The 22,933-nt window shown below is 59.8% G+C and carries 21 protein-coding genes; 11 read left to right on the forward strand and 10 right to left on the reverse strand.

Annotated features, from left to right (window positions below):
• Window positions 1-32: 32 nt before the first annotated feature.
• Window positions 33-185 carry a hypothetical protein gene (locus tag ACA060_RS27890; RefSeq protein WP_178082330.1) on the reverse strand — a complete coding sequence of 51 codons (153 nt, stop codon included), beginning with the start codon at window positions 183-185 and terminating at the stop codon, window positions 33-35.
• Between the two features lie 201 nt (window positions 186-386).
• On the opposite strand from ACA060_RS27890, the gene ACA060_RS27895 reads away from it, so the two are divergent.
• The 4 genes from ACA060_RS27895 (at window position 387) to ACA060_RS27910 (ending at window position 5,762) form a co-directional block, all read left to right on the forward strand.
• A complete protein-coding gene (locus tag ACA060_RS27895) occupies window positions 387-836 on the forward strand; it encodes an EVE domain-containing protein (protein ID WP_497314393.1) in 450 nt (149 codons plus the stop codon).
• Between the two features lie 122 nt (window positions 837-958).
• A complete protein-coding gene (locus ACA060_RS27900) occupies window positions 959-1,924 on the forward strand; it encodes an HlyD family secretion protein (protein ID WP_497314395.1) in 966 nt (321 codons plus the stop codon).
• Window positions 1,921-4,644, forward strand: a complete 2,724-nt coding sequence (gene rbbA, locus ACA060_RS27905; RefSeq protein WP_497314397.1) for a ribosome-associated ATPase/putative transporter RbbA — start codon at window positions 1,921-1,923, stop codon at window positions 4,642-4,644. Before ACA060_RS27900 ends, rbbA begins: the two co-directional genes overlap by 4 nt.
• The gene (locus ACA060_RS27910) at window positions 4,644-5,762 is read left to right on the forward strand and encodes an ABC transporter permease (RefSeq protein WP_109635760.1); all 1,119 of its coding nucleotides are present in this window, start codon (window positions 4,644-4,646) and stop codon (window positions 5,760-5,762) included. The genes rbbA and ACA060_RS27910 overlap by 1 nt, the downstream gene beginning before the upstream one ends.
• Window positions 5,763-5,852: 90 nt before the next feature.
• On the opposite strand, the gene ACA060_RS27915 is transcribed toward ACA060_RS27910, so the two are convergent.
• Window positions 5,853-6,260, reverse strand: coding sequence for a flagellar basal body-associated protein FliL (locus tag ACA060_RS27915; protein ID WP_109635761.1), 408 nt, complete (start codon window positions 6,258-6,260; stop codon window positions 5,853-5,855).
• A 150-nt stretch (window positions 6,261-6,410) separates the two neighbouring features.
• Between ACA060_RS27915 and ACA060_RS27920 the strand changes: the two genes are divergently transcribed.
• Window positions 6,411-7,388 carry an NADPH:quinone oxidoreductase family protein gene (locus tag ACA060_RS27920; protein WP_497314399.1) on the forward strand — a complete coding sequence of 326 codons (978 nt, stop codon included), beginning with the start codon at window positions 6,411-6,413 and terminating at the stop codon, window positions 7,386-7,388.
• Between the two features lie 52 nt (window positions 7,389-7,440).
• Here the strand turns inward: ACA060_RS27920 and ACA060_RS27925 are convergent, their stop codons facing one another.
• Complete coding sequence (locus ACA060_RS27925; protein ID WP_497314401.1) at window positions 7,441-8,055, reverse strand: energy transducer TonB; 615 nt, start codon at window positions 8,053-8,055, stop codon at window positions 7,441-7,443.
• 327 nt (window positions 8,056-8,382) lie between these two features.
• Here ACA060_RS27925 and glpT point away from each other — a divergent pair, with 327 nt between their 5' ends.
• Complete coding sequence (gene glpT / locus ACA060_RS27930) at window positions 8,383-9,732, forward strand: glycerol-3-phosphate transporter (protein WP_109635765.1); 1,350 nt, start codon at window positions 8,383-8,385, stop codon at window positions 9,730-9,732.
• On the opposite strand, the gene ACA060_RS27935 is transcribed toward glpT, so the two are convergent.
• The 7 genes from ACA060_RS27935 to ACA060_RS27965 form a co-directional block, all read right to left on the reverse strand.
• Window positions 9,708-10,376: a gamma-glutamylcyclotransferase gene (locus ACA060_RS27935; RefSeq protein WP_109635766.1), complete on the reverse strand. Its 669-nt coding sequence runs from the start codon at window positions 10,374-10,376 to the stop codon at window positions 9,708-9,710. The two genes, glpT and ACA060_RS27935, sit on opposite strands and share 25 nt — an antisense overlap.
• A 195-nt stretch (window positions 10,377-10,571) precedes the next feature.
• Window positions 10,572-11,540 (reverse strand): CDP-6-deoxy-delta-3,4-glucoseen reductase, encoded by a 969-nt coding sequence (locus ACA060_RS27940; protein WP_109635768.1) that lies wholly within the window; start codon window positions 11,538-11,540, stop codon window positions 10,572-10,574.
• Window positions 11,540-13,006 (reverse strand): 4-hydroxy-3-polyprenylbenzoate decarboxylase, encoded by a 1,467-nt coding sequence (gene ubiD, locus ACA060_RS27945; protein WP_007942423.1) that lies wholly within the window; start codon window positions 13,004-13,006, stop codon window positions 11,540-11,542. Before ubiD ends, ACA060_RS27940 begins: the two co-directional genes overlap by 1 nt.
• Window positions 13,007-13,075: 69 nt before the next feature.
• Window positions 13,076-15,076, reverse strand: a complete 2,001-nt coding sequence (locus tag ACA060_RS27950; protein ID WP_497314404.1) for an acyltransferase family protein — start codon at window positions 15,074-15,076, stop codon at window positions 13,076-13,078.
• Window positions 15,077-15,218: 142 nt separating this feature from the next.
• Window positions 15,219-16,478: a transcription termination factor Rho gene (gene rho / locus ACA060_RS27955; RefSeq protein WP_007942421.1), complete on the reverse strand. Its 1,260-nt coding sequence runs from the start codon at window positions 16,476-16,478 to the stop codon at window positions 15,219-15,221.
• 248 nt (window positions 16,479-16,726) lie between these two features.
• The gene (gene trxA, locus ACA060_RS27960; protein WP_007899382.1) at window positions 16,727-17,056 is read right to left on the reverse strand and encodes a thioredoxin TrxA; all 330 of its coding nucleotides are present in this window, start codon (window positions 17,054-17,056) and stop codon (window positions 16,727-16,729) included.
• Window positions 17,057-17,179: 123 nt separating this feature from the next.
• The gene (locus ACA060_RS27965) at window positions 17,180-17,887 is read right to left on the reverse strand and encodes a FadR/GntR family transcriptional regulator (RefSeq protein WP_497314406.1); all 708 of its coding nucleotides are present in this window, start codon (window positions 17,885-17,887) and stop codon (window positions 17,180-17,182) included.
• Between the two features lie 256 nt (window positions 17,888-18,143).
• On the opposite strand from ACA060_RS27965, the gene ACA060_RS27970 reads away from it, so the two are divergent.
• The 5 genes from ACA060_RS27970 to ppx all read left to right on the forward strand — a co-directional run bounded on the left by ACA060_RS27970 (window position 18,144) and on the right by ppx (window position 22,702).
• A complete protein-coding gene (locus tag ACA060_RS27970) occupies window positions 18,144-18,929 on the forward strand; it encodes a transporter substrate-binding domain-containing protein (protein ID WP_109635774.1) in 786 nt (261 codons plus the stop codon).
• A 21-nt stretch (window positions 18,930-18,950) separates the two neighbouring features.
• The gene (locus ACA060_RS27975) at window positions 18,951-19,619 is read left to right on the forward strand and encodes an amino acid ABC transporter permease (protein WP_109635776.1); all 669 of its coding nucleotides are present in this window, start codon (window positions 18,951-18,953) and stop codon (window positions 19,617-19,619) included.
• On the forward strand, window positions 19,616-20,266 hold the full coding sequence (locus tag ACA060_RS27980) for an amino acid ABC transporter permease (RefSeq protein WP_497314408.1): 651 nt from the start codon (window positions 19,616-19,618) through the stop codon (window positions 20,264-20,266). The genes ACA060_RS27975 and ACA060_RS27980 overlap by 4 nt, the downstream gene beginning before the upstream one ends.
• Window positions 20,253-20,990, forward strand: coding sequence for an amino acid ABC transporter ATP-binding protein (locus tag ACA060_RS27985; protein ID WP_497314410.1), 738 nt, complete (start codon window positions 20,253-20,255; stop codon window positions 20,988-20,990). Before ACA060_RS27980 ends, ACA060_RS27985 begins: the two co-directional genes overlap by 14 nt.
• Window positions 20,991-21,199: 209 nt before the next feature.
• Window positions 21,200-22,702, forward strand: coding sequence for an exopolyphosphatase (gene ppx, locus ACA060_RS27990; protein ID WP_497318369.1), 1,503 nt, complete (start codon window positions 21,200-21,202; stop codon window positions 22,700-22,702).
• The last annotated feature ends 231 nt before the right edge of the window (window positions 22,703-22,933 follow it).

The following is a 22,933-nucleotide window of genomic DNA, read 5'->3' on the forward strand; positions in this document are numbered from 1 at the left end:
ACGCCAGGATCAGCGGCGTCCGAAAGACAGTCTCAGCGCTTGAAGGCCGACGATTGTTGTTGCTGCGCGATTTCGATCGGTGCGTCGGTCTTGTTATTCCACAGGCTTTGGGCATAGCCAGTGGTCACGACGCCGAGGCCGAACAAAATAACCAAAATCCATAGTAAATCCGGTTTGCGTTTCATCGATTGCCCCCCAAAGGCACATCAACACGATGACAGCAGCGGTTTCCGTTGTAGGTGTAGGCCGTGCAGCAGCGTCAAGCTTAGAAGGCCGGCATTTTGCGACAACGTGAACTGACACGCAAACGCTGGCGTCAACCGACCGTCGGTTTGTCATAAAATTGCCCGACAACTTGCCCACTCACCTCGCAAGGAGCAAAAACCATGGCCTATTGGCTGATGAAATCCGAGCCCGATGAACTCTCGATCAAAGATCTTGCGAAGCTTGGAAAAGCGCGCTGGGACGGGGTTCGCAACTATCAGGCGCGTAACTTTTTGCGGGCGATGGCAGTGGGCGACGAGTTTTTCTTCTATCACTCCAGCTGCCCCGAGCCCGGGATTGCCGGGATCGGAAAGATTGTTGAAGCGGCGTATCCGGACCCGACGGCGCTGGAGCCGGAAAGTCATTACTACGATCCCAAGGCCACGGCAGAGAAAAACGCCTGGAGCGCGATTGATGTGGCGCATGTCGAGACGTTTGCCAAAGTGTTAAAGCTGGATTACTTGAAGCAGCAGACGGCGTTGGCGCAGATGCCGTTGGTGCAGAAAGGTTCGCGGCTTTCGGTGATGCCCGTCACCGCCGAGCAATGGGCAGCGGTGTTGGGCCTGCGCTGAAAAACGCTGCACTGCCCGCCGCTCTGATCTGGATCGATCAGGCGTGGCACCCAGTTGACAGATATCAAGTCGCCCCACCGCTTGCCTGTCAGACTACGACGCTACATACGCAGGATGCCGATATGTCGATGCACAGCCGCTCTTCACTTTTCTTTGCCTTTTTGCTGGGAGCTTTGCTGCTGGCTGCCGGGGGGTTTGGTTATTGGAAGTCGACGCTTAACCGACTGCCCGAAGGGTTGTATGTCGGTAATGGTCGGCTTGAAGCCACTGAAGTACAGATCGCCAGCAAAACACCCGGCCGGCTGGCCGAAGTCCTGGTCGATGAAGGCGACAAGGTGACCAAGGGCCAACTGCTGGCACGCATGGACACCCGGACCCTCGAAGCCCAGCGCAGGCAGGCTGAAGCCGAAGTGATACGCGCCCGGGAGAACCTCAATGCCGCCCAGGCTAATGTGCAACTGCGCCAGAGCGAGCAACGGCTTGCGCAGCAAGAGCTCAACCGCTCCCAGGAATTGTTCAAACGCGGTTTCGCCAGCGGCCAGATCATCGACCAACAGCAATCGCGCTTCGACACCGGCAACGCGGCCGTCACCGCAGCCCGCGCTCAGGTGTCCGCTGTCGGCGCAGCCATTGGCGCGGCACAGGCACAAGTCGCTCAGCTGACCAGCGAAATTGACGACAGCAGCCTGCGGGCGCCCATTGACGGGGTGATTCAGCTGCGTATGGCCGAACCCGGTGAAGTCCTCGGCGCCGGTGGGCGGGTATTGCTGCTGATCGATCCGAATGACCAGTACATGAACCTCTATCTCGCTGCATCCGTCGTCGGACGCCTGGCGGTCGGTGATGAAGCGCGGATCCTGCTGGACGCCCTGCCCGGTCAGCCGTTGCCGGCGAAAATCAGCTTCGTGGCGGCCAAATCGCAGTTCACACCCAAAGAAGTCGAGACTCGCGACGAACGTCAGAAACTGGTGTTTCGGGTCAAGCTACGCCTGACCCAACCCAGCAGCGTGCCCCAAGCCAAACCGGGGATGCCCGGTAACGGTTACGTGCGCACGGCGCCCATTGCCTGGCCGGCCAATCTTCAATGACCGCCCTGGCGCTGCGTGCCGCCGGCCTTCAGCACCGTTACGGCCAACAGCAAGTGCTAACCGACATCACGTTCAGCCTGCCCGCCGGTACCCGATGCGGCTTGATCGGTCCGGATGGCGCCGGAAAATCCAGTCTGTTGGGTTTGATCGCTGGCGTGAAGACGTTACAAGACGGCCAACTGGACGTGCTCAGTGGCTCGATCCAGGACCGACGGCACCGAAACAGCCTCTATTCGCGAATCGCGTTCATGCCTCAAGGCCTGGGCGGCAACCTGTATCCCGAACTGTCGATCAGCGAGAACATTCACTTCTTCGCCACCTTGTTCGGGCTGTCCGGAACCGAATGTGATCAGCGCATGCAAAGTCTGTTGCTGGCCACCGACCTGCTGCGGTTCGCCGAGCGCCCGGCGGGCAAGTTGTCGGGCGGAATGAAACAGAAGCTCGGCCTGTGCTGTGCGCTTATTCATGAGCCCGACCTGCTAATCCTCGACGAGCCGACCACCGGGGTCGATCCCTTGTCCCGGCGGCGTTTCTGGGAGTTGATTGATGACGTTCGGCGCCAGCGCCCGCAACTGACGCTGCTGGTCGCCACCGCGTACATGGAAGAGGCCGAGCAATTCGAACACTGCCTGATGCTCGATGGCGGCAAACTGATCGCCGCCGGCCTGAGCCGAGACCTCGGGGCGGTGACTCCCAGCGGCAAGCTCGATGACGCCTTTACCCACTTTCAGGGCGACACCGGCCGTGACAACCAGCCGCTGGTGATCCCTGCCCGAACCAACGCCACCGCCGACATCGCCATCCAGGCCCACGACCTGACCCTGCGCTTCGGCGACTTCACGGCGGTGGACAAGGTCAGCTTCGCCATCGGCCGCGGCGAGATCTTCGGGTTTCTGGGCTCCAATGGCTGCGGCAAAACCACCACCATGAAAGTGCTCACCGGGCTGATCCCGGCCAGCGAAGGCAGCGCCACGCTGCTGGGCAATCCGGTGAATGCCAAGGATCTGGCCACCCGCAAGCGCGTCGGCTTCATGTCCCAGAGCTTCTCGCTCTATGGCGAACTCAGCGTGCGGCAGAATCTGGATTTGCACGCGCGGCTGTTCGATTTGCCCAAGGCCGAGAGCGCGCAACGCATCGACGAGCTGATCCAGCGCTTCAATCTTGGCAGCGTCGCTCATCAACCGTCTGGAGCACTGCCCCTTGGCCTGCGCCAACGGTTATCCCTGGCGGTGGCGGTGCTGCATCGCCCGGAAGTGCTGATCCTCGATGAGCCGACGTCCGGCGTCGATCCGGCTGCCCGGGATGATTTCTGGCGGTTGCTGATCGAACTGTCTCGCGAACAGGGCGTGACGATTTTCCTGTCCACGCACTTCATGAATGAAGCCCAGCGCTGCGACCGCATCTCGCTGATGCACGCTGGCAAAGTCCTGGCCTGCGACACCCCGGCAGCCCTGCAACAGCAGTTCAATGGCCAGACACTGGAGGCGGCGTTCGTCACTTGCCTGGAACAGGCCCAAGGCCCGATCGCAACGTCGACGCCGCCAACGCCCGTCGACACGACGCCCGTACCAGCCACACCGATGCAAGATAGCCGCTTCAGCTTTGGACGGTTACGGGCGTTGGCGAGTCGTGAAGGCAAGGAGTTGCTGCGCGATAAGGTGCGCATGGCCTTTGCCCTGCTCGGGGCAATGTTCATGATGGTCATCTTCGGCTACGGCATTTCCCTGGACGTGGAAAAACTCGCCTTCGCGGTTTACGACCAGGACCAGACCCCACAAAGCCGGGCGTACCTGGAGGCTTTCCGCAGCTCCCGTTATTTCGACGAACAACCGCCCATCAGCGACGCGGCGCAATTGCATCGACGATTACAGCGCTCGGAAATCAAACTGGCCCTGGAGATCCCGTCGGGATTTGGCCGAGATCTGTTCGCTGGTCGCCAACCCGCGGTGGCAGCCTGGTTCGATGGCGGCATGCCGTTTCGCGCCGAAACCAGCCGCAATTACGTGGAAGCGGTACACCAGGCCAACCTGATGCAATTGGCCGAGCAGTCCAGCCCCGCACTGAACCGGCAAACGGCAGCCAAACTGGAAACCCGCTTCCGTTACAACCAGGATGTCGTCAGCGTCAACGCCATCGGTCCCGGAGTGATGGCGCTGATCCTGGCGTTCATTCCGGCCATGCTGACGGCACTGGGCATCGTGCGGGAGAAAGAACTGGGTTCGATCACCAACTTCTACGCCACACCGCTCACACGACTGGAGTTCCTGTTAGGTAAACAAGCGCCGTATCTGGCCATCAGCCTAATCAACCTCGCCGTCCTGACCGCCATGAACCGCTGGCTGTTCGGCGTGCCATTCAAGGGCAGCGCCCTGACCCTGGCCTTCGGCGGACTGCTCTACGTGCTGGCAACCACTAGCATGGGCCTGTTGATTTCGGCGTTCACCCGAACCCAGATCGCCGCCATTCTCGGCACCATGATCATTACCAGTTTGCCGACCATTCAGTTTTCCGGCTTGATCGTGCCGCGGTCGTCCCTTGATGGCGCGGCTGCTGTCATGGGGATGCTGTTTCCAGCGGGCTATTTCCTCGATATCGCCGTTGGCACATTTACCAAGGCACTGGATATCCGGCAGCTGTGGCCGCAATGCCTGGCACTGTTCGGGTTTTTTCTGGGTTTCACCGGCCTTAGCCTGGCCATGCTGAAAAAGCAGGAGGCCTGATGCACAAGCTTGCGCACATCCTGCGTCTTGGCCTCAAGGAACTCACCAGCCTGCGACACGACAGCGTGTTGCTGCTGTTCCTGTTCTATGCCTTCACCGTCGCGATCTACATGCCGGCTGCGGGCTCGGTGATCGGCGTGCACAACGCCAGCGTGGCCATCGTCGATGAAGATCACAGCCACCTGTCACGACAATTGGCGCAAGCCCTGCAACCGCCGGAATTCCAGCCTCCGGTGGCGCTGCCCTACGAACAACTGGACGAAGTACTCGACAGCGGGCGATTCACGTTCGTCATCAATGTCCCGGCCAATTTCCAGGCGGATCTGTTGGCTGGCCGCCAGCCAGCCGTGCAGGTCAACGTCGACGCCACCGCCATGAGCCAAGCGTTCATGGGCGCGGGGTACATCGGACGGATTTTCCAGCGCGAATTGCTGACCTACAGTGGCCAGGGCGATGCGGCGAGCAAAGCCCCCGTGCTGCTGACCACGAGAGCGCTGTTCAATACCAACCTGGAGGGTGGCTGGTTCCTGGCAGTGATTCAAATCGTCAACAACATCACCATCCTCGCCATCATCCTGACCGGCACAGCGCTGCTGCGTGAACGCGAACACGGCACCCTCGACCATTTGCTGGTGCTGCCCCTGACGGCGCTTGAAATCATGCTGGCGAAAATCTGGAGCAACATGCTGGTGGTGGTGCTATGCACCTGGGTCTCGCTGGAGGTGATCGTCAAAGGTGCACTCGGCGTGCCTCTGGCCGGCTCCATGACCCTGTTCTTGCTGGTGACGGCCATTTATCTGTTCGCCAGCACAGCGCTGGGGATATTCCTCGCGACCCTCGCCCGCTCGACACCGCAATTCGGCCTGCTGGCAATTCCGGTGATCATCCCGATGTTGCTGCTCTCCGGGGGCAGTACGCCGCTCGACAGCATGCCGCAATGGCTGCAATGGGTGATGCAAGGCTCGCCCTCGACGCACTTCGTCAGCCTCAGTGCGGCGATACTGTTTCGCGATGCGGGCATCGGTGTGGTCTGGCCGGACTTGCTGGCATTAAGCGCCATTGGCCTGCTGTTCTTCATCATTGCGCTGATGCGGTTTCGCAAAAGCCTGGCGTCCTGAATCGCGGCCAAGCCGGCGCCCACAGGGTTCTGCGCAGGTCCTGTGGGAGCGGGCTTGCTCGCGAAGAGGCCGGCCCGGGCAGCGAGAGACTTACTGAATGATGAGGTTGTTGAACAACAAATCCTCAACCACCGGCTTGCCGGTTTCGTCATTCATCACTTGCTGAGTCTGCTTCAAAGCTTCCTGACGCAGCTTTTCCTTGGCTTCAACGTTGCTCATCGCTTCGGTCGTCTGCTGCGCAAACAACGCCACCAGCTGATTGCGGATCAACGGCTCGTTGGCCTTCACCGCTTTTGTCGCCTCGTCACCGGTCACGCGCAAGGCCACATCGGCCTTGTAGACCTTGAGCTTCGGCGTACCGTCCAGCCCGTAGTTGCCCACGAACGGCGGGCTCAGGGTGATGTAATTGACCTTCGGAGCTTCACCTTCTTTGGCTTCTTCGGCCATCGCTGCCACGGGCAGAGACAGGGCCAGCAACAACATGATCCACGCTTTCACAATTCGCTCCTTATCCGGTTTGCGGCCTAGCATAACGACCCGCCGCTCAAGCACAAGCTTATGGCTGGCTATCAGGGTCGGGCATGCTCGTTGACCCATCGACTCACACACCTACACTTATCGGCCATCACTCCCAAAGGAATAGCCCTGATGAAAGCCGTGCTGTGCAAAGCCTTCGGCCCCGCCGAATCGCTGGTGCTGGAAGACGTCGCCAGTCCTGTCGCGAAGAAGAATGAAATCCTGCTGGACGTGCATGCCGCCGGGGTGAATTTCCCGGACACGCTGATCATCGAGGGTAAATACCAGTTCAAACCGCCCTTCCCGTTTTCCCCGGGTGGCGAAGCGGCCGGAGTGGTCAGTGCGGTGGGTGAAAAGGTCAGCCACCTCAAGGTCGGTGACCGGGTCATGGCCCTGACCGGCTGGGGCAGCTTTGCCGAACAAGTCGCGGTGCCGGGCTACAACGTGCTGCCGATCCCGCCATCGATGGACTTCAACACCGCCGCCGCGTTCAGCATGACCTACGGCACGTCGATGCACGCACTCACGCAACGGGGCAACCTGCAACCGGGTGAAACCCTGCTGGTGCTCGGCGCTTCCGGCGGTGTCGGCCTGGCCGCCGTGGAAATCGGCAAAGCCATGGGCGCCCGCGTGATCGCCGCTGCCAGCAGCGCCGAAAAACTTGCGGTGGCCAAGGCGGCCGGTGCCGATGAACTGATCAACTACAGCGAAACCAGCCTCAAGGACGAGATCAAACGCCTGACCGACGGCCAGGGTGCCGACGTGATCTACGATCCGGTCGGTGGTGACCTGTTCGACCAGGCCATCCGTGCCATCGCCTGGAACGGCCGGCTACTGGTCGTCGGATTCGCCAGCGGCCGCATTCCGGAACTGCCGGTGAACCTGGCGCTGCTCAAGGGTGCGGCGGTGGTCGGCGTGTTCTGGGGTTCGTTTGCCCAACGTCAGCCGCAGGACAACGCGGCAAACTTCCAGCAATTGTTTGGCTGGTTTGCCGAGGGCAAGTTGAAACCACTGGTGTCGCAGGTGTATCCGCTGAGCAATGCGGCGCAGGCGATCAATGATCTTGGCCAGCGCAAGGCGGTCGGGAAAGTGGTGGTTCAGGTTCGCTGAGCCTGAAAAAAAGCGGTCTGGATTATCCAGGCCGCTTTTTTATTGTCAGAGGCTAAAGCAACTTCCGGATATCTTCCGGCAGCAAGCTCATGTATTTGCGAACCGGGCTGTTCCGGCACTCCCGAACGATTTTCGGCACCCGCTTGTTCAACTTGGCAATCAATGCCAGACGCTCCTCATTCTGTAGCTGCGTCGTATAAATCACGTTCGACAAATAAGCACGCGTGTAATCAAACACGGCGGAATCAACCCACGCGTACTCCGGAAAATCGACCAGCGCCTCATTGATGTCACGGCATCTCAACTGCTTGAGCCACTGGTTAGTGTGAATGGGCGTGTCCAGATCCAGTCGGAAAACCATTGGGGCCGTCACTTCCTGCTCGGCAGGTATGTCGCCTTCGACCGCCCACGGCTTGAAACGCCACTGCGTAATCGCCTTCCTGGCCGCTTCAGCCAGATCGGGATGGTCGCTTTGCAAAATGCTCAATTTGTTGACCGAGCCGTCGGCATACACCATGAATCTGACCCTGACTTCACCCGTGACCCCGGCTCGGAAAAGATCTCTAGGGTAAATCGGCTTCGGATTGTTTTCAGGGATCAAAAACACCTCCCCAGCCCAAACACCCACGGGCCCAACCAACAAAAGCAAAAACACCAACCACCGCATAACCCCTCCCCTTCACCACTGAAATGCCAATCCCGGCACCAGCACAAAGGTTAAGACTCGGTGATCAGAAACAGAACGCCGCGACTTCCTGTTCAGTCGCAGGACATTTCCCAAAGCCCCGTCCTACCCCGGACCGAAATGCCTCATCAATGACCACTCGGGACGTTTCCCACAACGCCCTTCACTTATACCTGTGCGACATGTTCATAAAGGAACACGCGATCCCCCACATTTCCGCTGTTTGGTCGATGCGAACCGGTGCTATTTTCGGTAACGAAACTGTAACATTCGCATCCGCAGTCAAAACAAGAAATCTGGAGCTCTTGAATGTTTGCTTTCTTTCGTCCTGCCGCACATCAGGCTCCATTGCCTGAAGAAAAAATAGACGACACCTATAAACGCCTCCGCTGGCAGATCTTCGCCGGGATTTTCATTGGGTATGCGGGTTATTACCTGCTGCGCAAAAACTTCTCCCTGGCCATGCCCTACCTGATCGAAGAGGGCTATACCCGTGGCGAGCTGGGTCTGGCGTTGTCGGCGATTGCCATCGCCTACGGTTTGTCCAAGTTCCTGATGGGCATTGTTTCCGACCGCTCCAACCCGCGCTTCTTCCTGCCATTCGGCCTGCTGGTATCGGCTGGCGTGATGTTCATTTTCGGATTTGCGCCTTGGGCGACGTCCAGCGTGACCATCATGTTCATCCTGCTGTTTATCAACGGCTGGGCCCAGGGCATGGGTTGGCCGCCAAGTGGGCGGACCATGGTTCACTGGTGGTCGCAAAAGGAACGCGGCGGCGTAGTGTCCCTGTGGAACGTCGCACATAACGTCGGCGGTGGCCTGATCGGCCCGCTGTTCCTGCTGGGCATGGGCTTGTTCAATGACTGGCACGCGGCGTTCTATGTGCCGGCGGCCGTTGCCATGGCGGTGGCGGTGTTTGCCTTCGTCACCATGCGCGACACACCGCAATCGGTTGGCCTGCCGCCGATCGAGAAGTACAAAAACGACTACCCGGAAGGCTATGACGCCAGTCACGAAGAAGAATTCAGCGCCAAGGAAATCTTCGTCAAATACGTGCTGCGCAACAAAATGCTCTGGTACATCGCAATGGCCAATGTCTTTGTCTACCTGCTGCGCTACGGCGTGCTGGACTGGGCACCGACCTACCTCAAAGAAGCCAAAGGCTTCAGCGTGGACAAAACGTCGTGGGCGTATTTCCTCTACGAGTGGGCAGGTATTCCCGGGACACTGTTGTGCGGCTGGATGTCGGACAAGATCTTCCGTGGCAACCGCGGCCTGACCGGCATGGTGTTCATGGCGTTGGTGACCGTGGCGACGCTGGTCTATTGGCTCAACCCGGCCGGCAACCCGACTGTCGACATGATCGCGCTGATCTCGATTGGCTTCCTGATCTACGGTCCGGTGATGCTGATCGGCCTGCAAGCGCTGGAACTGGCACCGAAAAAAGCCGCCGGTACGGCAGCGGGTTTCACGGGTCTGTTCGGGTATCTGGGTGGCTCGGTCGCAGCCAGTGCAGCGATGGGCTACACCGTGGACCACTTTGGCTGGGACGGCGGTTTTGTCCTACTGATCGGCGCGTGCCTGTTGGCGATGGCCTTCCTTGCACCGACGCTGTGGCACAAGCAAGTCGCCAGTCAGAGCCGCGAAGCGATCGCCTGATCGGCTTTTGATTTACAGCGCTTGAGCCGCGCCTCCAGATTCCGGTCTGGCATGGCGTGGCTGCGCAGGGCGTTGGCGGTCTGCTCGACATAATCGCGAGTGGTGCCGTAACGCCCGCAAGCGTTTTCGAACACGTGGCTCAGCACATGATCCGGCAAGTTGCCGGCGTAGCTGGGCAAGTGCCGCTCCAAGACAAATCCCAATGCCTGAACCTGGCTTCCGTCTTCGAGACGGCAGTTGAGCCAGTGTGGGCGATAGGACGGGAACGGCATTTCGCGCTGCCAAAGCGCATAAAGCGAGGCTTCCAGTTGTTCTTCGGGCAAACGATAAGCGAAGCCGCTGCAAGAACCGCCGCGATCCAGACCAAAGACCAGACCGGGGACTTCCGGCGTACCGCGATGTTCGTGGGACCACAGGTACAAGCCACGATGGTAGCCATGCACTCGGCCGCGCACTCGCTCCACCGCCGCGCACTCAGGGCGCCAGATCAGCGAACCATAAGCGAACAGCCAGACCGGCCCGCCCTTGTGACGCGCCATGGTCGACTGCATCGAGCTGAGCAATTGTTCGTGCGTAAGCTGCGGCCCCAGATCGAGCCGCGGAGGGTAAGCCAGATTCAAAAATGAAGATTCAATGGCGCTCATGGCGAATAGCGTTCAGCTCCCCGCGAGTGAAGAATTACTTAATAGAACGCACCGCTGTAACAATAAGGCACATATGTTTTAAGGCAATTTAAGTGCCATGGCACAATTTTTAAATAATTGCCTCGCTGAGATATAACCTACCGGCATTTATATAAATCCATAAATACCGATCGGCTATATGGGAAGTTATAACGCTTAAGACCGTGGCGCGTACGCAAACACATCCGCGCGCATCTGATGAGCATCCATCCCCGCTTCAACCAACGCATCCAGTGTGCCGTAGACCATGGCCGGTGAGCCGCTGGCATACACGTGCAAGGATTTCAGATCAGGGAAATCCTCACACACCGCCTCATGCAGCATCCCGCAACGCCCCTGCCAGCCGCATTGATCGCTGACGACTTTATGCAGAAACAGGTTCGGGAGTTTCAGCCATTCGTCCCAATGTTCGATTTCGTAAAAGTCTTCGGGACGACGCACACCCCAATACAGATGCACCGGATGTTTAAACCCCGCGGCCCGGCAATGTTCGATCAGGCTGTGGATCTGGCCCATGCCGGTGCCGGCGGCGATCAGCACCAGCGGACCGTCCGGCAATTCCGCCAGATGGGTATCGCCGAACGGCATCTCGATCCGCACCATCGGATTGCGCTGCAGTTGTTCGATCAGGTTTTGCGCACTGCTTTCGCGCGCCAGTACATGGATTTCCAGGTCTCGCCCGCCATGCGGGGCCGAGGCCAGGGAGAAGGCGGATTTCTCGCCGTTCTCACGCTCGATCATCAAATACTGGCCAGCGTGATAACGCGGCGGCTTGCCCGCCGGCGCTCGCAGATGCACGCGAAAGGTATCGCCGCCCACATCCCTGCATTCAATGACCTGACACGACAAGCTGCGCACCGGCAATTCTCCCAGCGCGAGCACGCCATCCCACAGCACGATGCAGTCTTCCAGCGGCTCTGCTATGCAAGTGTAGAACTCGCCATGGTCACGCACATCGCCGGCCTGTTCGACCCGCCCTTCCACCAGCAACGCCGCGCACACGTGGCAGTTACCGTTGCGGCAGCTTTGCGGGCATTCATAGCCCAGGCGCCGCGCGCCATCGAGAATCCGCTCGCCGGGCAGAATCTGTAGCACTGCTCCGGAGGGCTGCAAGGTTACACGCATCAATCTATTCCTAACTGATTCCAGATGGCATCGATCCGCTGGGTCACGGCGTCGTCCTTGACGATCACCCGGCCCCACTCGCGAGTGGTTTCGCCCGGCCATTTGTGCGTGGCATCGAGCCCCATCTTCGAGCCCAGGCCGGAGACCGGCGAGGCGAAGTCGAGGTAGTCGATCGGCGTGTTGTCGATCATCACCGTGTCGCGCTTGGGGTCCATGCGCGTGGTAATGGCCCAGATCACGTCGTTCCAGTCCCGGGCGTTGATATCGTCGTCTGTGACGATAACGAACTTGGTGTACATGAACTGTCGCAAAAACGACCAGACACCGAGCATTACCCGCTTGGCGTGGCCCGGATACGACTTCTTCATGGTCACGATGGCCATGCGGTACGAGCAACCTTCCGGCGGCAGGTAGAAGTCGGTGATTTCCGGGAACTGCTTCTGCAGGATCGGCACGAACACTTCGTTCAGCGCCACGCCCAGAATCGCCGGCTCATCCGGCGGACGGCCGGTGTAGGTGCTGTGGTAGATCGGTTTGATCCGGTGGGTGATGCGCTCGACGGTGAACACCGGGAAGCTGTCGACTTCGTTGTAGTAACCGGTGTGGTCGCCGTACGGGCCTTCGTCGGCCATTTCGCCCGGATGGATCACGCCTTCAAGGATGATTTCCGCAGTGGCTGGAACTTGCAGGTCATTGCCGCGGCATTTCACCAACTCGGTGCGGTTGCCGCGCAGCAGACCGGCGAAAGCGTATTCGGACAGGCTGTCCGGCACCGGCGTCACGGCGCCGAGGATGGTCGCCGGATCAGCGCCCAGCGCCACGGAGACCGGGAACGGCTGGCCGGGATGCTTCTCGCACCACTCGCGATAATCCAGTGCGCCGCCACGGTGGCTCAGCCAGCGCATGATGACTTTGTTGCGGCCAATGACCTGCTGACGGTAGATGCCGAGGTTCTGGCGGTCCTTGTTCGGACCTTTTGTGACGGTCAGGCCCCAAGTGATCAGCGGGCCGACATCGCCCGGCCAGCAGGTCTGCACCGGCAGCATCGCCAGGTCGACGTCGTCGCCTTCGATGACCACTTCCTGGCACACCGCATCCTTGACGACTTTCGGCGCCATCGCAATGATCTTGCGGAAGATCGGCAGCTTGGACCAGGCGTCTTTCAAGCCCTTCGGCGGCTCAGGCTCTTTGAGGAAGGCCAGCAGCTTGCCGATCTCGCGCAGTTCGCTGACCGCCTCGGCGCCCATGCCCATGGCCACCCGCTCGGGGGTGCCGAACAGGTTGCCGAGCACTGGAATGTCGTAGCCGGTCGGGTTCTCGAACAACAGCGCCGGGCCTTTTGCCCGCAGCGTGCGATCACAGACCTCGGTCATCTCCAGCACTGGAGAGACGGGGATCTGGATGCGTTTCAACTCTCCGCGCTGCTCAAGCTGCTGCACGAAATCCCGAAGATCCTTGAATTTCATTGACGATGGCACCCCTAAAATAGGCGTACATCCTACCTGCTCTGCCGTCCGCTGGCAGCTTATCGCTGATTACTTGGCCGCATTTGCGTTGCCATTGCCCAGTGTCGTCCGGGCTTGCAAGCGGTTGAACAGCGGATCAAGCACCGGCGCGATGAAGCGCGCACCGACCTCTGACAGGTGATTGTCGTCGGTATACAGCGAATGGCCGTCGAGCTCGGCGCGGCACAGACCCGCTTGATCACACAACAACGGCGCCGGATCGACCACGGTTACGCCGGGGTTGGCCGCCGCCACTTGCGCAAACAGTTGGCTGATGAACGCCTGACGCTTGAAGTGCTCGGCCACAGCCAACCCGACGTCATCGGTCGGACGGTGCAACATGGCCAGGCGGCTGAGGCGGTACGGCGGACTGAAGGGTTGCAGCGGCGCCTCCTTGATCAGCCAGACGCGGTGCCCGCCATTGCGCAATTGCCGGACGGTCGCCTGTAATCCTTCGGCGAGTCGCTGCTCGGCATGGGTCCGGTCGTAACGACCTTGGGAATCTTTCAGAGCATGCCCGAGGTCGCCCTTCGCATCGCCATAGAGATACAGGCTCCAGCGCGCGACCAGCACCACGTCGCCCACCGTTTGTGGTTTCAAGGCCTGCTCGACCCGACGATTGAAACGAGCGCAGCGCTGATCATGCTCAAGCCCTTCCACCGGGATGCAGCCCGCGGAGCTGGTGAGAATCACGTTGATGCCATGTTTTTGCGCGCCCTCATCGAACACCGGAATCAGGGCGGTGGCGTGACTGTCGCCCCAGACCAGCACCTGTGACGACAGTGCTGGCGCCCCGTAATGACAGAAAAGCTTGTCGTCAGGGGTCTTGTCGTCGGCCAGGCAACGCATCAGTTCCGGTCGCCATTCCTTCGCCTCGGCGTACTGCAACGCTTGATCGGACAGGCGCGACGGCAAGCCATCGGTCCAGCGCAGCGATTGGCCGGCCAGGCCCAACACCAGAATGCCGAAACCGGCCGCCACCAGCACCTGCCGACGCCCCGCCAACAGCCGCCGCTCGCGGAACGGCGTCTCGACGAATTTCCACGACAAGTAACCCAGCACCAGGGTGAGCAGAATCAGGCCGGCAATATCAAACGGGCCGGGCTCATCGACACTGGCATAGCTGGCAAAGACAAACACCGGCCAGTGCCACAAGTACCAGGAATAGGAAATCAGCCCGAGGCCGACCAGCACACGACTGGCCAGCAATCCACCGACCAGAGTCTGCCGGTGGCCGTTGGCCCAGATCAGCGCAACCACACCCAGGGTCGGCAGCAACGCTGCGGCACCGGGAAATGGCGTGCTTCTGTCGTAGCCCACGACCGCCAGCAGAATCATCCCGAACCCGGTCAGGCTGACCACTTGAGCGCCAGCGGTAGTCAGGCGCCATTGGCTTCTGGGCGCAACAGCCAGCATCGCGCCAGCCAACAGCTCCCACGCACGCATCGGCAACAGGAAAAACGCTTTCTCGGGATGATGCGCAACGGCCCAGACACTGAGCCCGAACGACACCAGCAACACCGCGAACAGCGCCAGTCGCCAATGCTTGAGACGGCTCGACAACAGCGTCAGCAACAGCGGGAAGACGATATAGAACTGCTCTTCAACCGCCAGTGACCAGGTATGCAGCAACGGTTTGAGGTCGGAAGCGACATCAAAATAGCCGTGCTGACGCATGAACAGGATGTTGGAAACAAACATCACCTGGTAACGCACCGAGCGCCCCAGCTCTTCATAGTCCTTGGGCGCCAGCAGGAACCAGCCCACCGCCAGCACGGCAATGATCATCGCAAACAACGCAGGGAGGATTCGTCGGGCACGTCGGGCCCAGAAATCGACAAAGCTGAAACGCCCGGCCTGACGCTGGTTCCAGATGATCGAGGTGATCAGGTAGCCGGATATGACAAAGAAGATGTCCACGCCGACGAATCCGCCGGTAAACCCTGGAACACCAAAGTGGAACAGCACCACAGCAATCACGGCGATTGCGCGTAAGCCGTCGATGTCCCTTCGATAAGCAAGCGTGCTCATAAACAGTAAGGCCAGTCAGTTGATTGTTTTTACGATCGTTTTTAGTTTTCTAACTGACCGGAGTTAATCACAAACCTCCCATTTTTCGCGCAAAAAAAATGGCGCCCCGAAGGACGCCATTTTTAGCGGATGTAAAACCGCCTTACTTACGCTTCATCGACAAGAAGAACTCGTCGTTGGTCTTGGTCGTTTTCAGCTTGTCGACCAGGAACTCGATGGCAGCGATTTCGTCCATCGGGTGCAGCAGCTTGCGCAGGATCCACATACGCTGCAACTCGTCGTCGGCCGTCAGCAACTCTTCGCGGCGGGTGCCGGAACGGTTGATGTTGATGGCCGGGAAGACGCGTTTTTCAGCGATACGACGGTCCAGAGGCAGTTCCATGTTGCCGGTGCCTTTGAATTCTTCGTAGATCACTTCGTCCATCTTCGAGCCGGTTTCAACCAGCGCGGTGGCGATGATGGTCAGCGAACCGCCTTCCTCGATGTTCCGCGCGGCGCCGAAGAAACGTTTCGGTTTCTCCAGGGCGTGGGCATCGACACCACCGGTGAGCACTTTGCCGGAGCTCGGGATCACGGTGTTGTAGGCGCGAGCCAGTCGGGTGATGGAGTCGAGCAGGATCACCACGTCTTTCTTGTGCTCGACCAGGCGCTTGGCCTTCTCGATCACCATTTCGGCAACCTGCACGTGGCGGGTTGGCGGCTCGTCGAACGTCGAGGCAACCACTTCGCCGCGCACGGTGCGCTGCATTTCGGTTACTTCTTCCGGACGTTCGTCGATCAGCAATACGATCAGATGAACTTCAGGATTGTTACGCGCGATGTTGGCTGCGATGTTCTGCAGCATGATCGTTTTACCGGCTTTCGGCGGTGCAACGATCAGACCGCGCTGGCCTTTGCCGATCGGGGCGCACAGGTCGATGACACGACCGGTCAAGTCTTCGGTGGAACCGTTGCCGGCTTCCATCTTCATGCGCACAGTCGGGAACAGCGGGGTCAAGTTCTCGAAGAGAATCTTGTTTTTCGCGTTCTCGGGACGATCGTAGTTGATCGTGTCGACCTTGAGCAGCGCGAAATAACGCTCGCCTTCCTTCGGAGGGCGGATCTTGCCAACGATGGTGTCACCGGTGCGCAAGTTGAAGCGACGGATCTGGCTCGGCGAGACGTAAATGTCGTCCGGACCGGCGAGATAGGAAGCGTCAGCGGAGCGCAGGAAGCCGAAGCCGTCCTGGAGAATCTCCAGCACGCCATCACCGGAGATTTCCTCGCCGCTTTTAGCGTGCTTTTTGAGCAGGGAGAAAATCACGTCCTGCTTGCGCGAACGGGCCATATTTTCTATGCCCATCTGTTCGGCCAATTCGAGCAGTTCGGTAATCGGCTTTTGCTTGAGTTCAGTCAGATTCATATAGGAATGACGTAATCATTTATGGAGGGGGGGAAATTAAGCTTTTGGCTTAATGAGGCCGCGCCGCAGAGAAGGCGACAGGATCGCGTACTTATTCGAAAAGGAGTGCGTCGGCGACGGCTAGCAGGGGGCAGTGGAGAAACCAGTGCGGGGCCGAATGTACCACCTGAGTTTCGGAGCGTCTAGCCCTCAATAACGAAAAGGCCCCGCATTATGCGGGGCCTTTTCATGACGCTTTATAACAACGCTTAGATGTTGGCGTCGAGGAAGGCAGCCAGTTGCGACTTCGACAGTGCGCCGACCTTGGTCGCTTCAACGTTGCCGTTCTTGAACAGCATCAGAGTCGGAATACCACGCACGCCATGCTTGGCCGGGGTTTCCTGGTTCTCGTCGATGTTCAGCTTGGCAACGGTCAACTTGCCAGCGTAGGTGCCAGCGATCTCGTCCAAAACCGGGGCGATCATTTTGCAAGGGCCGCACCACTCAGCCCAGTAGTCAACAAGCACAGGGCCAGCAGCCTTCAGTACTTCTTCTTCGAAGTTAGCGTCGGTGACGTGCTTGATAAGATCGCTGCTCATGGATGTCTCCGGGTTGTAAGCAATAAAAAAACGTGGCCCATCATAGCCGCCCTTCCCCCGTTCAGGAAGGTGCAGTTGATTGAGTCTCGCTATGGTGCCGCATGACTTTGGGTATAGCTCAAGTCACGGAGTGGCGGGAGCGACGAAGGCAATTCCAGTGCGTAAGGCAGCATTGCGTACATGCTCCTGCATGGCTTTCTGCGCCGCGCCGGACGAGCGCCGGGCCAGCGCGCGGAGGATTTTGCGGTGTTCCTGCCAGGTTTCCATGGCGCGTTCGGCCCGGATGAACGGTAGCTTCTGGCTCTCCAGAAAGATGTCGGCGCTGGCGGTGAGGATGCTCAGCATCGCCTGATTGCCGCTGGCCAGCAGGATGCGTCGGTGAAAATCGAAATCCAGTCGCGCCGCCGCTTCGAAGTCGCCGGCCTTCAATTCATTGCGCATGGCGGCCACGTTGTCTTCCAGCGTATCGAGCTCGTGCGTGCTCAGGGTCACCGCAGCCAAACCGGCGGCAAAACCTTCCAGGGCATAGCGCAACTGGAAAATATCCAACGGCGATGCCTGGGCCGCGAATGGCCAGCTCAGCGCCCCATCGCCCCGCGGCAAATCGACCGGCGACTGCACGAACACGCCCTTGCCCGGCTGGATACTGATCACGCCCAGCGCACTCAACGACGACAGCGCCTCACGCAGCGATGCCCGACTGACCCCCAGTTGCACCGCCAGATCCCGTTGCGAAGGCAAGGCATCGCCCGGCGCGAAACCCTGCTCGGCGATCAGTTTTCGGATGGCTTGCAGCGCCACTTCAGGCACGGCTCGGGAAATCGAATTCATGGTTTTTCAGATGAACCAGGACAATGAGCGGCTAGTTGTAAAGCTATTCGCTGCCCTCGGCAAGTCGTGCCCCATGGGGGTTCGGCACCTTTCACGGGTGCGCCATGAGGGTGCGAAACGCCCCGCCACTGTTCAGACCAGTAAGACCGAACGAGTCCAGCAAAACCGTGGCCTGCGCCACCCAAAACCGCTTCTTGGCATGGCCCGTGCTCTGTCGATCCGCAGCATTCATTCCTCGCCGATCCGGAGATTCGCCATGACCCTGCGTTACAGCGCCCTTCTCACTGCCCTGTTTGCCAGCCTGATGCTGAGCCAGGCGCCCGCTCACGCCGACGGCCTGGAGGATGTGGTCAAACGCGGCGTCCTCAAAGTGGCCGTGCCTCAGGACTTTCCACCGTTCGGTTCGGTCGGCCCGGACATGAAACCTCGCGGCCTCGATATCGACACCGCCAAACTGCTGGCCGACCAACTCAAGGTCAAGCTTGAGCTAACGCCGGTCAACAGCACCAACCGCATCCCGTTCCTGACCACCGGCAAGGTCGACCTGGTGATCTCCAGCCTGGGCAAGAACCCCGAGCGCGAGAAAGTCATCGACTTCTCCAGCGCCTATGCGCCGTTCTACCTCGCCGTGTTCGGCCCGCCTGATGCTGACATCAAAGGCCTGGACGACCTCAAGGGCAAAACCGTCAGCGTCACCCGGGGCGCCATCGAAGACATCGAGCTGACCAAAGTCGCTCCAGAGGGCGTGACGATCAAGCGCTTCGAAGACAACAACTCGACCATCGCCGCGTACCTCGCCGGGCAAGTCGACCTGATCGCCAGTGGCAACGTGGTGATGGTGGCCATCAGCGAGAAAAATCCAAAACGCGTGCCTGCGCTGAAAGTGAAGCTCAAGGACTCGCCCGTCTATGTCGGCGTGAACAAGAACGAGCCGGCGCTGCTGGGCAAGGTCAATCAGATCCTCGCCACCGCCAAGACCGACGGCGCGCTGGAAAAGAACTCACAGACCTGGCTCAAAGAGCCGCTGCCGGCCGATCTCTGATCGTCGCCCGGGAGACTTGATATGGCCTATCAGTTCGACTTCCTGCCGGTTGTGCAAAACACTGACCTGCTGCTGCGCGGCGCGTTGTTCACCCTTGAGCTGACCGCCATCGGTGCGGTGCTCGGGGTGGGCCTGGGCATTGTCGGGGCGCTGGTGCGGGCGTGGAACATTCGCCCGTTCTCGGCGATCTTCGCGGTTTACGTCGAGTTGATCCGCAACACGCCGTTCCTGGTGCAGCTGTTTTTCATCTTCTTCGGTTTGCCATCACTGGGCGTACAGATTTCCGAATGGCAGGCGGCGGTGCTGGCGATGGTGATCAACCTCGGCGCCTATTCGACCGAGATCATCCGCGCCGGCATCCAGGCGATCCCCCGGGGACAGCTGGAAGCCGCTGCTGCGTTGGCGATGAGCCGATTCGAAGCGTTCCGCCACGTGATCTTGCTGCCGGCACTGGGCAAGGTTTGGCCAGCGCTGAGCAGCCAGATCATCATCGTCATGCTCGGCTCGGCGGTCTGTTCACAGATCGCCACTGAGGAATTGAGCTTTGCCGCCAACTTCATTCAATCGCGCAACTTCCGCGCCTTTGAAACCTATGCCCTGACCACGCTGCTGTACCTGTGCATGGCGCTGCTGATCCGCCAGTTGCTGAACTGGATCGGCCGTCGCTACATTTCGAGGAGCAGCCAATGAGCGATTTCACCTTCTGGGACGTCGTACGCAACCTGCTCACCGGCCTGCAATGGACCCTGGCGTTGTCGATGGTGGCGTTTATCGGCGGCGGACTGATCGGCTTGCTGATCATGGTCATGCGCATCTCGAAAAAGCCCCTGCCGCGCAACATTGCCCGCACCTACATCGAGTTGTTCCAGGGTACGCCGCTGTTGATGCAGCTGTTTCTGGTGTTCTTCGGCGTGGCGCTGGCCGGCGTGGAGATTTCGCCGTGGATGGCCGCGGCACTGGCCCTGACGCTGTTCACCAGCGCCTATCTGGCGGAGATCTGGCGCGGCTGCGTCGATTCAATTCCCAACGGCCAGTGGGAAGCCTCGTCGAGCCTGGCGCTCAATCCGCTGGAGCAACTGCGTTACGTGATCCTGCCGCAAGCGCTGCGCATCGCCGTGGCGCCAACCGTGGGCTTCTCGGTGCAAGTAGTCAAAGGCACCGCCGTGACCTCGATCATCGGCTTCACCGAACTGACCAAGACCGGCGGCATGCTCGCCAACGCGACCTTCGAACCCTTCATGGTCTACGGCCTCGTGGCCCTCGGTTACTTCCTGCTCTGCTACCCCTTGTCCCTCAGTGCGCGCTACCTGGAAAGGAGACTGCATGCCTCTGCTTAGAATTTCCGCCCTGCATAAATATTACGGCGACCACCATGTGCTCAAAGGCATCGACCTGAGCGTCGAGGAAGGCCAGGTAGTGGCAATCATCGGCCGCAGCGGTTCGGGCAAATCCACCTTGCTGCGCACGCTCAATGGCCTGGAGTCGATCAACGATGGCGTGATCGAAGTCGACGGCGAATACCTCGACGCCGCCCGCGCCGACTTGCGCAGCCTGCGGCAGAAAGTCGGGATGGTGTTCCAGCAGTTCAACCTGTTCCCGCACCTGACCGTGGGCGAGAACGTGATGCTCGCACCGCAAGTGGTGCAGAAAGTGCCGAAGGCCAAAGCGGTCGAACTGGCGCGGGAGATGCTGGAACGGGTCGGGCTGGGCGAGAAGTTTGATGCCTTTCCGGATCGGCTGTCGGGCGGACAGCAGCAGCGGGTGGCGATTGCCCGGGCGTTGGCGATGTCACCCAAAGTCTTGTTGTGCGACGAGATCACCTCGGCGCTGGACCCGGAACTGGTCAATGAGGTGCTGAGCGTGGTTCGGCAGCTGGCCAAAGAAGGGATGACGCTGATCATGGTCACCCATGAAATGCGCTTTGCCCGGGAGGTTGGGGATAAGTTGGTGTTCATGCACCAGGGCAAGGTGCATGAGGTGGGGGATCCGAAGATTTTGTTTGCGAATCCGCAGACGGCGGAGTTGGCGAATTTCATCGGGACGGTAGAAGCGACAGCCTGAAAGAACCTCAGCGTCTTAAATGCCCTCATCGCTAGCAGGCTAGCTCCCACAGGGGTACGCGTTCCAATGTGGGAGCTAGCCTGCTAGCGATTGACCGCGCAGCGGTCAGTGTCTGGAACTGCGCTGGATCAAGGCTTTGAACGCTGCGCGTTGGCGTCAGCGTTTGATCGTGGCACGATGTCGAGGTTATCGACCGAGACCCCATGACCATGCCGCAATCCCAAGCCAAGAATCTGTCCTTGATCGCCGCAATCGACCTGGGCTCCAACAGCTTTCACATGGTCGTGGCCAAGGCCCAGAACGGCGAAATCCGTATTCTCGAACGTCTCGGGGAGAAGGTGCAGCTGGCCGCCGGCATCGACGATGAGCGCCAGCTCAACGAAGAATCCATGCAGCGCGGGCTCGATTGCCTGAAGCGTTTTGCCCAACTGATCAACGGTATGCCATCCGGCGCCGTACGGATCGTCGGCACCAACGCCCTGCGTGAAGCCCGCAACCGCAATGAATTCATCCGTCGCGCCGAAGAAATCCTCGGTCACCCGGTGGAAGTCATCTCCGGCCGTGAAGAAGCGCGCCTGATCTACCTCGGCGTGTCCCACACCCTCGCCGACACCCCCGGCAAACGCCTGGTGGCCGACATCGGCGGCGGCAGTACCGAATTCATCATCGGCCAGCGCTTCGAACCGCTGCTGCGCGAAAGCCTGCAAATGGGCTGCGTCAGCTACACCCAGCGCTACTTCAAGGACGGCAAGATCACCCCGGCCCGCTACGCCCAGGCTTACACCGCAGCGCGGCTGGAGATCATGAGCATCGAACACGCCCTGCACCGCCTGACCTGGGATGAAGCCATCGGCTCCTCGGGCACCATCCGCGCCATCGGCCTGGCGCTGAAGGCCGGCGGTCATGGCACAGGCGAGGTCAATGCCGAAGGCCTGGCCTGGCTCAAGCGCAAACTGATGAAGCTGGGCGATGTCGAGAAAATCGACTTCGAAGGCATCAAGCCTGACCGCCGCGCAATCTTTCCTGCCGGCCTGGCGATTCTCGAAGCGATCTTCGACGCCCTCGAACTGCAACGCATGGACCACTGCGAAGGCGCCCTGCGCGAAGGTGTGCTCTATGACCTGCTGGGCCGTCATCACCATGAAGACGTCCGTGAACGCACCCTCAGCTCGCTGATGGAGCGTTATCACGTCGATCTGGAACAAGCGGCGCGGGTCGAACGCAAAGCCCTGCATGCTTTTGATCAAGTGGCCAAGGATTGGGACCTGGACGACGGCGTCTGGCGCGAACTGCTCGGCTGGGCCGCCAAGGTCCATGAAGTGGGCCTGGACATCGCCCACTATCAGTACCACAAGCACGGCGCCTACCTGATCGAGCACTCGGACCTCGCCGGGTTCTCCCGCGAAGACCAACTGATGCTCGCGCTACTGGTGCGTGGTCACCGGCGCAATATTCCCAAGGACCGGTTTGCCGATTTTGGCGATGACGGCATCAAGCTGATTCGCCTGTGCGTGCTGCTGCGCTTTGCGATTCTGTTCCATCACATCCGCGGCACCCAGGAAATGCCGCAGGTCGTCTTGCACGCCAGGCGCGACAGCCTCGATGTGTTGTTCCCGGAAAACTGGCTGGATGAAAACCAACTGACCCAGGCCGACTTCGCCCTTGAGGCGGAATGGCTGACCCGGGTCAGCTTCACCCTGAACGTGCGCTAAACCCAACTTTGTGGTGAGGGGTTTCTGTGGTGAGGGGATTTATCCCCGTTCGGCTGCGAAGCAGTCGTAAATCAGTGCATACGATCTGCCTGATACACCTCGATGCCAGTTTTTGGGGCTGCTTTGCAGCCCAACGGGGATAAATCCCCTCGCCACAGAGCTCCCTCGCCACAGATATATAGCCAAAACAAAAATGGCGATCCGCAGGGATCGCCATTTTTAATTACCCGA

The sequence above is a fragment of the Pseudomonas sp. LBUM1671 genome, assembly GCF_059695685.1.

Coding starts and splice junctions, on each gene's coding strand:
- ACA060_RS27900 (WP_497314395.1), top strand. CDS start 959: ATGTCGATGCACAGCCGCTCTTCACTTTTCTTTGCCTTTTTGCTGGGA.
- ACA060_RS27965 (WP_497314406.1), bottom strand. CDS start 17,887: ATGAATTCGATTTCCCGAGCCGTGCCTGAAGTGGCGCTGCAAGCCATC.
- ACA060_RS27925 (WP_497314401.1), bottom strand. CDS start 8,055: ATGCGGTGGTTGGTGTTTTTGCTTTTGTTGGTTGGGCCCGTGGGTGTT.
- ACA060_RS27950 (WP_497314404.1), bottom strand. CDS start 15,076: ATGAGCACGCTTGCTTATCGAAGGGACATCGACGGCTTACGCGCAATC.
- ACA060_RS27935 (WP_109635766.1), bottom strand. CDS start 10,376: ATGAGCGCCATTGAATCTTCATTTTTGAATCTGGCTTACCCTCCGCGG.
- ACA060_RS27895 (WP_497314393.1), top strand. CDS start 387: ATGGCCTATTGGCTGATGAAATCCGAGCCCGATGAACTCTCGATCAAA.
- ACA060_RS27970 (WP_109635774.1), top strand. CDS start 18,144: ATGACCCTGCGTTACAGCGCCCTTCTCACTGCCCTGTTTGCCAGCCTG.
- ACA060_RS27940 (WP_109635768.1), bottom strand. CDS start 11,540: ATGCGTGTAACCTTGCAGCCCTCCGGAGCAGTGCTACAGATTCTGCCC.
- ACA060_RS27975 (WP_109635776.1), top strand. CDS start 18,951: ATGGCCTATCAGTTCGACTTCCTGCCGGTTGTGCAAAACACTGACCTG.
- rho (WP_007942421.1), bottom strand. CDS start 16,478: ATGAATCTGACTGAACTCAAGCAAAAGCCGATTACCGAACTGCTCGAA.
- ACA060_RS27920 (WP_497314399.1), top strand. CDS start 6,411: ATGAAAGCCGTGCTGTGCAAAGCCTTCGGCCCCGCCGAATCGCTGGTG.
- trxA (WP_007899382.1), bottom strand. CDS start 17,056: ATGAGCAGCGATCTTATCAAGCACGTCACCGACGCTAACTTCGAAGAA.
- ACA060_RS27890 (WP_178082330.1), bottom strand. CDS start 185: ATGAAACGCAAACCGGATTTACTATGGATTTTGGTTATTTTGTTCGGC.
- rbbA (WP_497314397.1), top strand. CDS start 1,921: ATGACCGCCCTGGCGCTGCGTGCCGCCGGCCTTCAGCACCGTTACGGC.
- ACA060_RS27910 (WP_109635760.1), top strand. CDS start 4,644: ATGCACAAGCTTGCGCACATCCTGCGTCTTGGCCTCAAGGAACTCACC.
- ubiD (WP_007942423.1), bottom strand. CDS start 13,006: ATGAAATTCAAGGATCTTCGGGATTTCGTGCAGCAGCTTGAGCAGCGC.
- ppx (WP_497318369.1), top strand. CDS start 21,200: ATGCCGCAATCCCAAGCCAAGAATCTGTCCTTGATCGCCGCAATCGAC.
- ACA060_RS27985 (WP_497314410.1), top strand. CDS start 20,253: ATGCCTCTGCTTAGAATTTCCGCCCTGCATAAATATTACGGCGACCAC.
- ACA060_RS27980 (WP_497314408.1), top strand. CDS start 19,616: ATGAGCGATTTCACCTTCTGGGACGTCGTACGCAACCTGCTCACCGGC.
- glpT (WP_109635765.1), top strand. CDS start 8,383: ATGTTTGCTTTCTTTCGTCCTGCCGCACATCAGGCTCCATTGCCTGAA.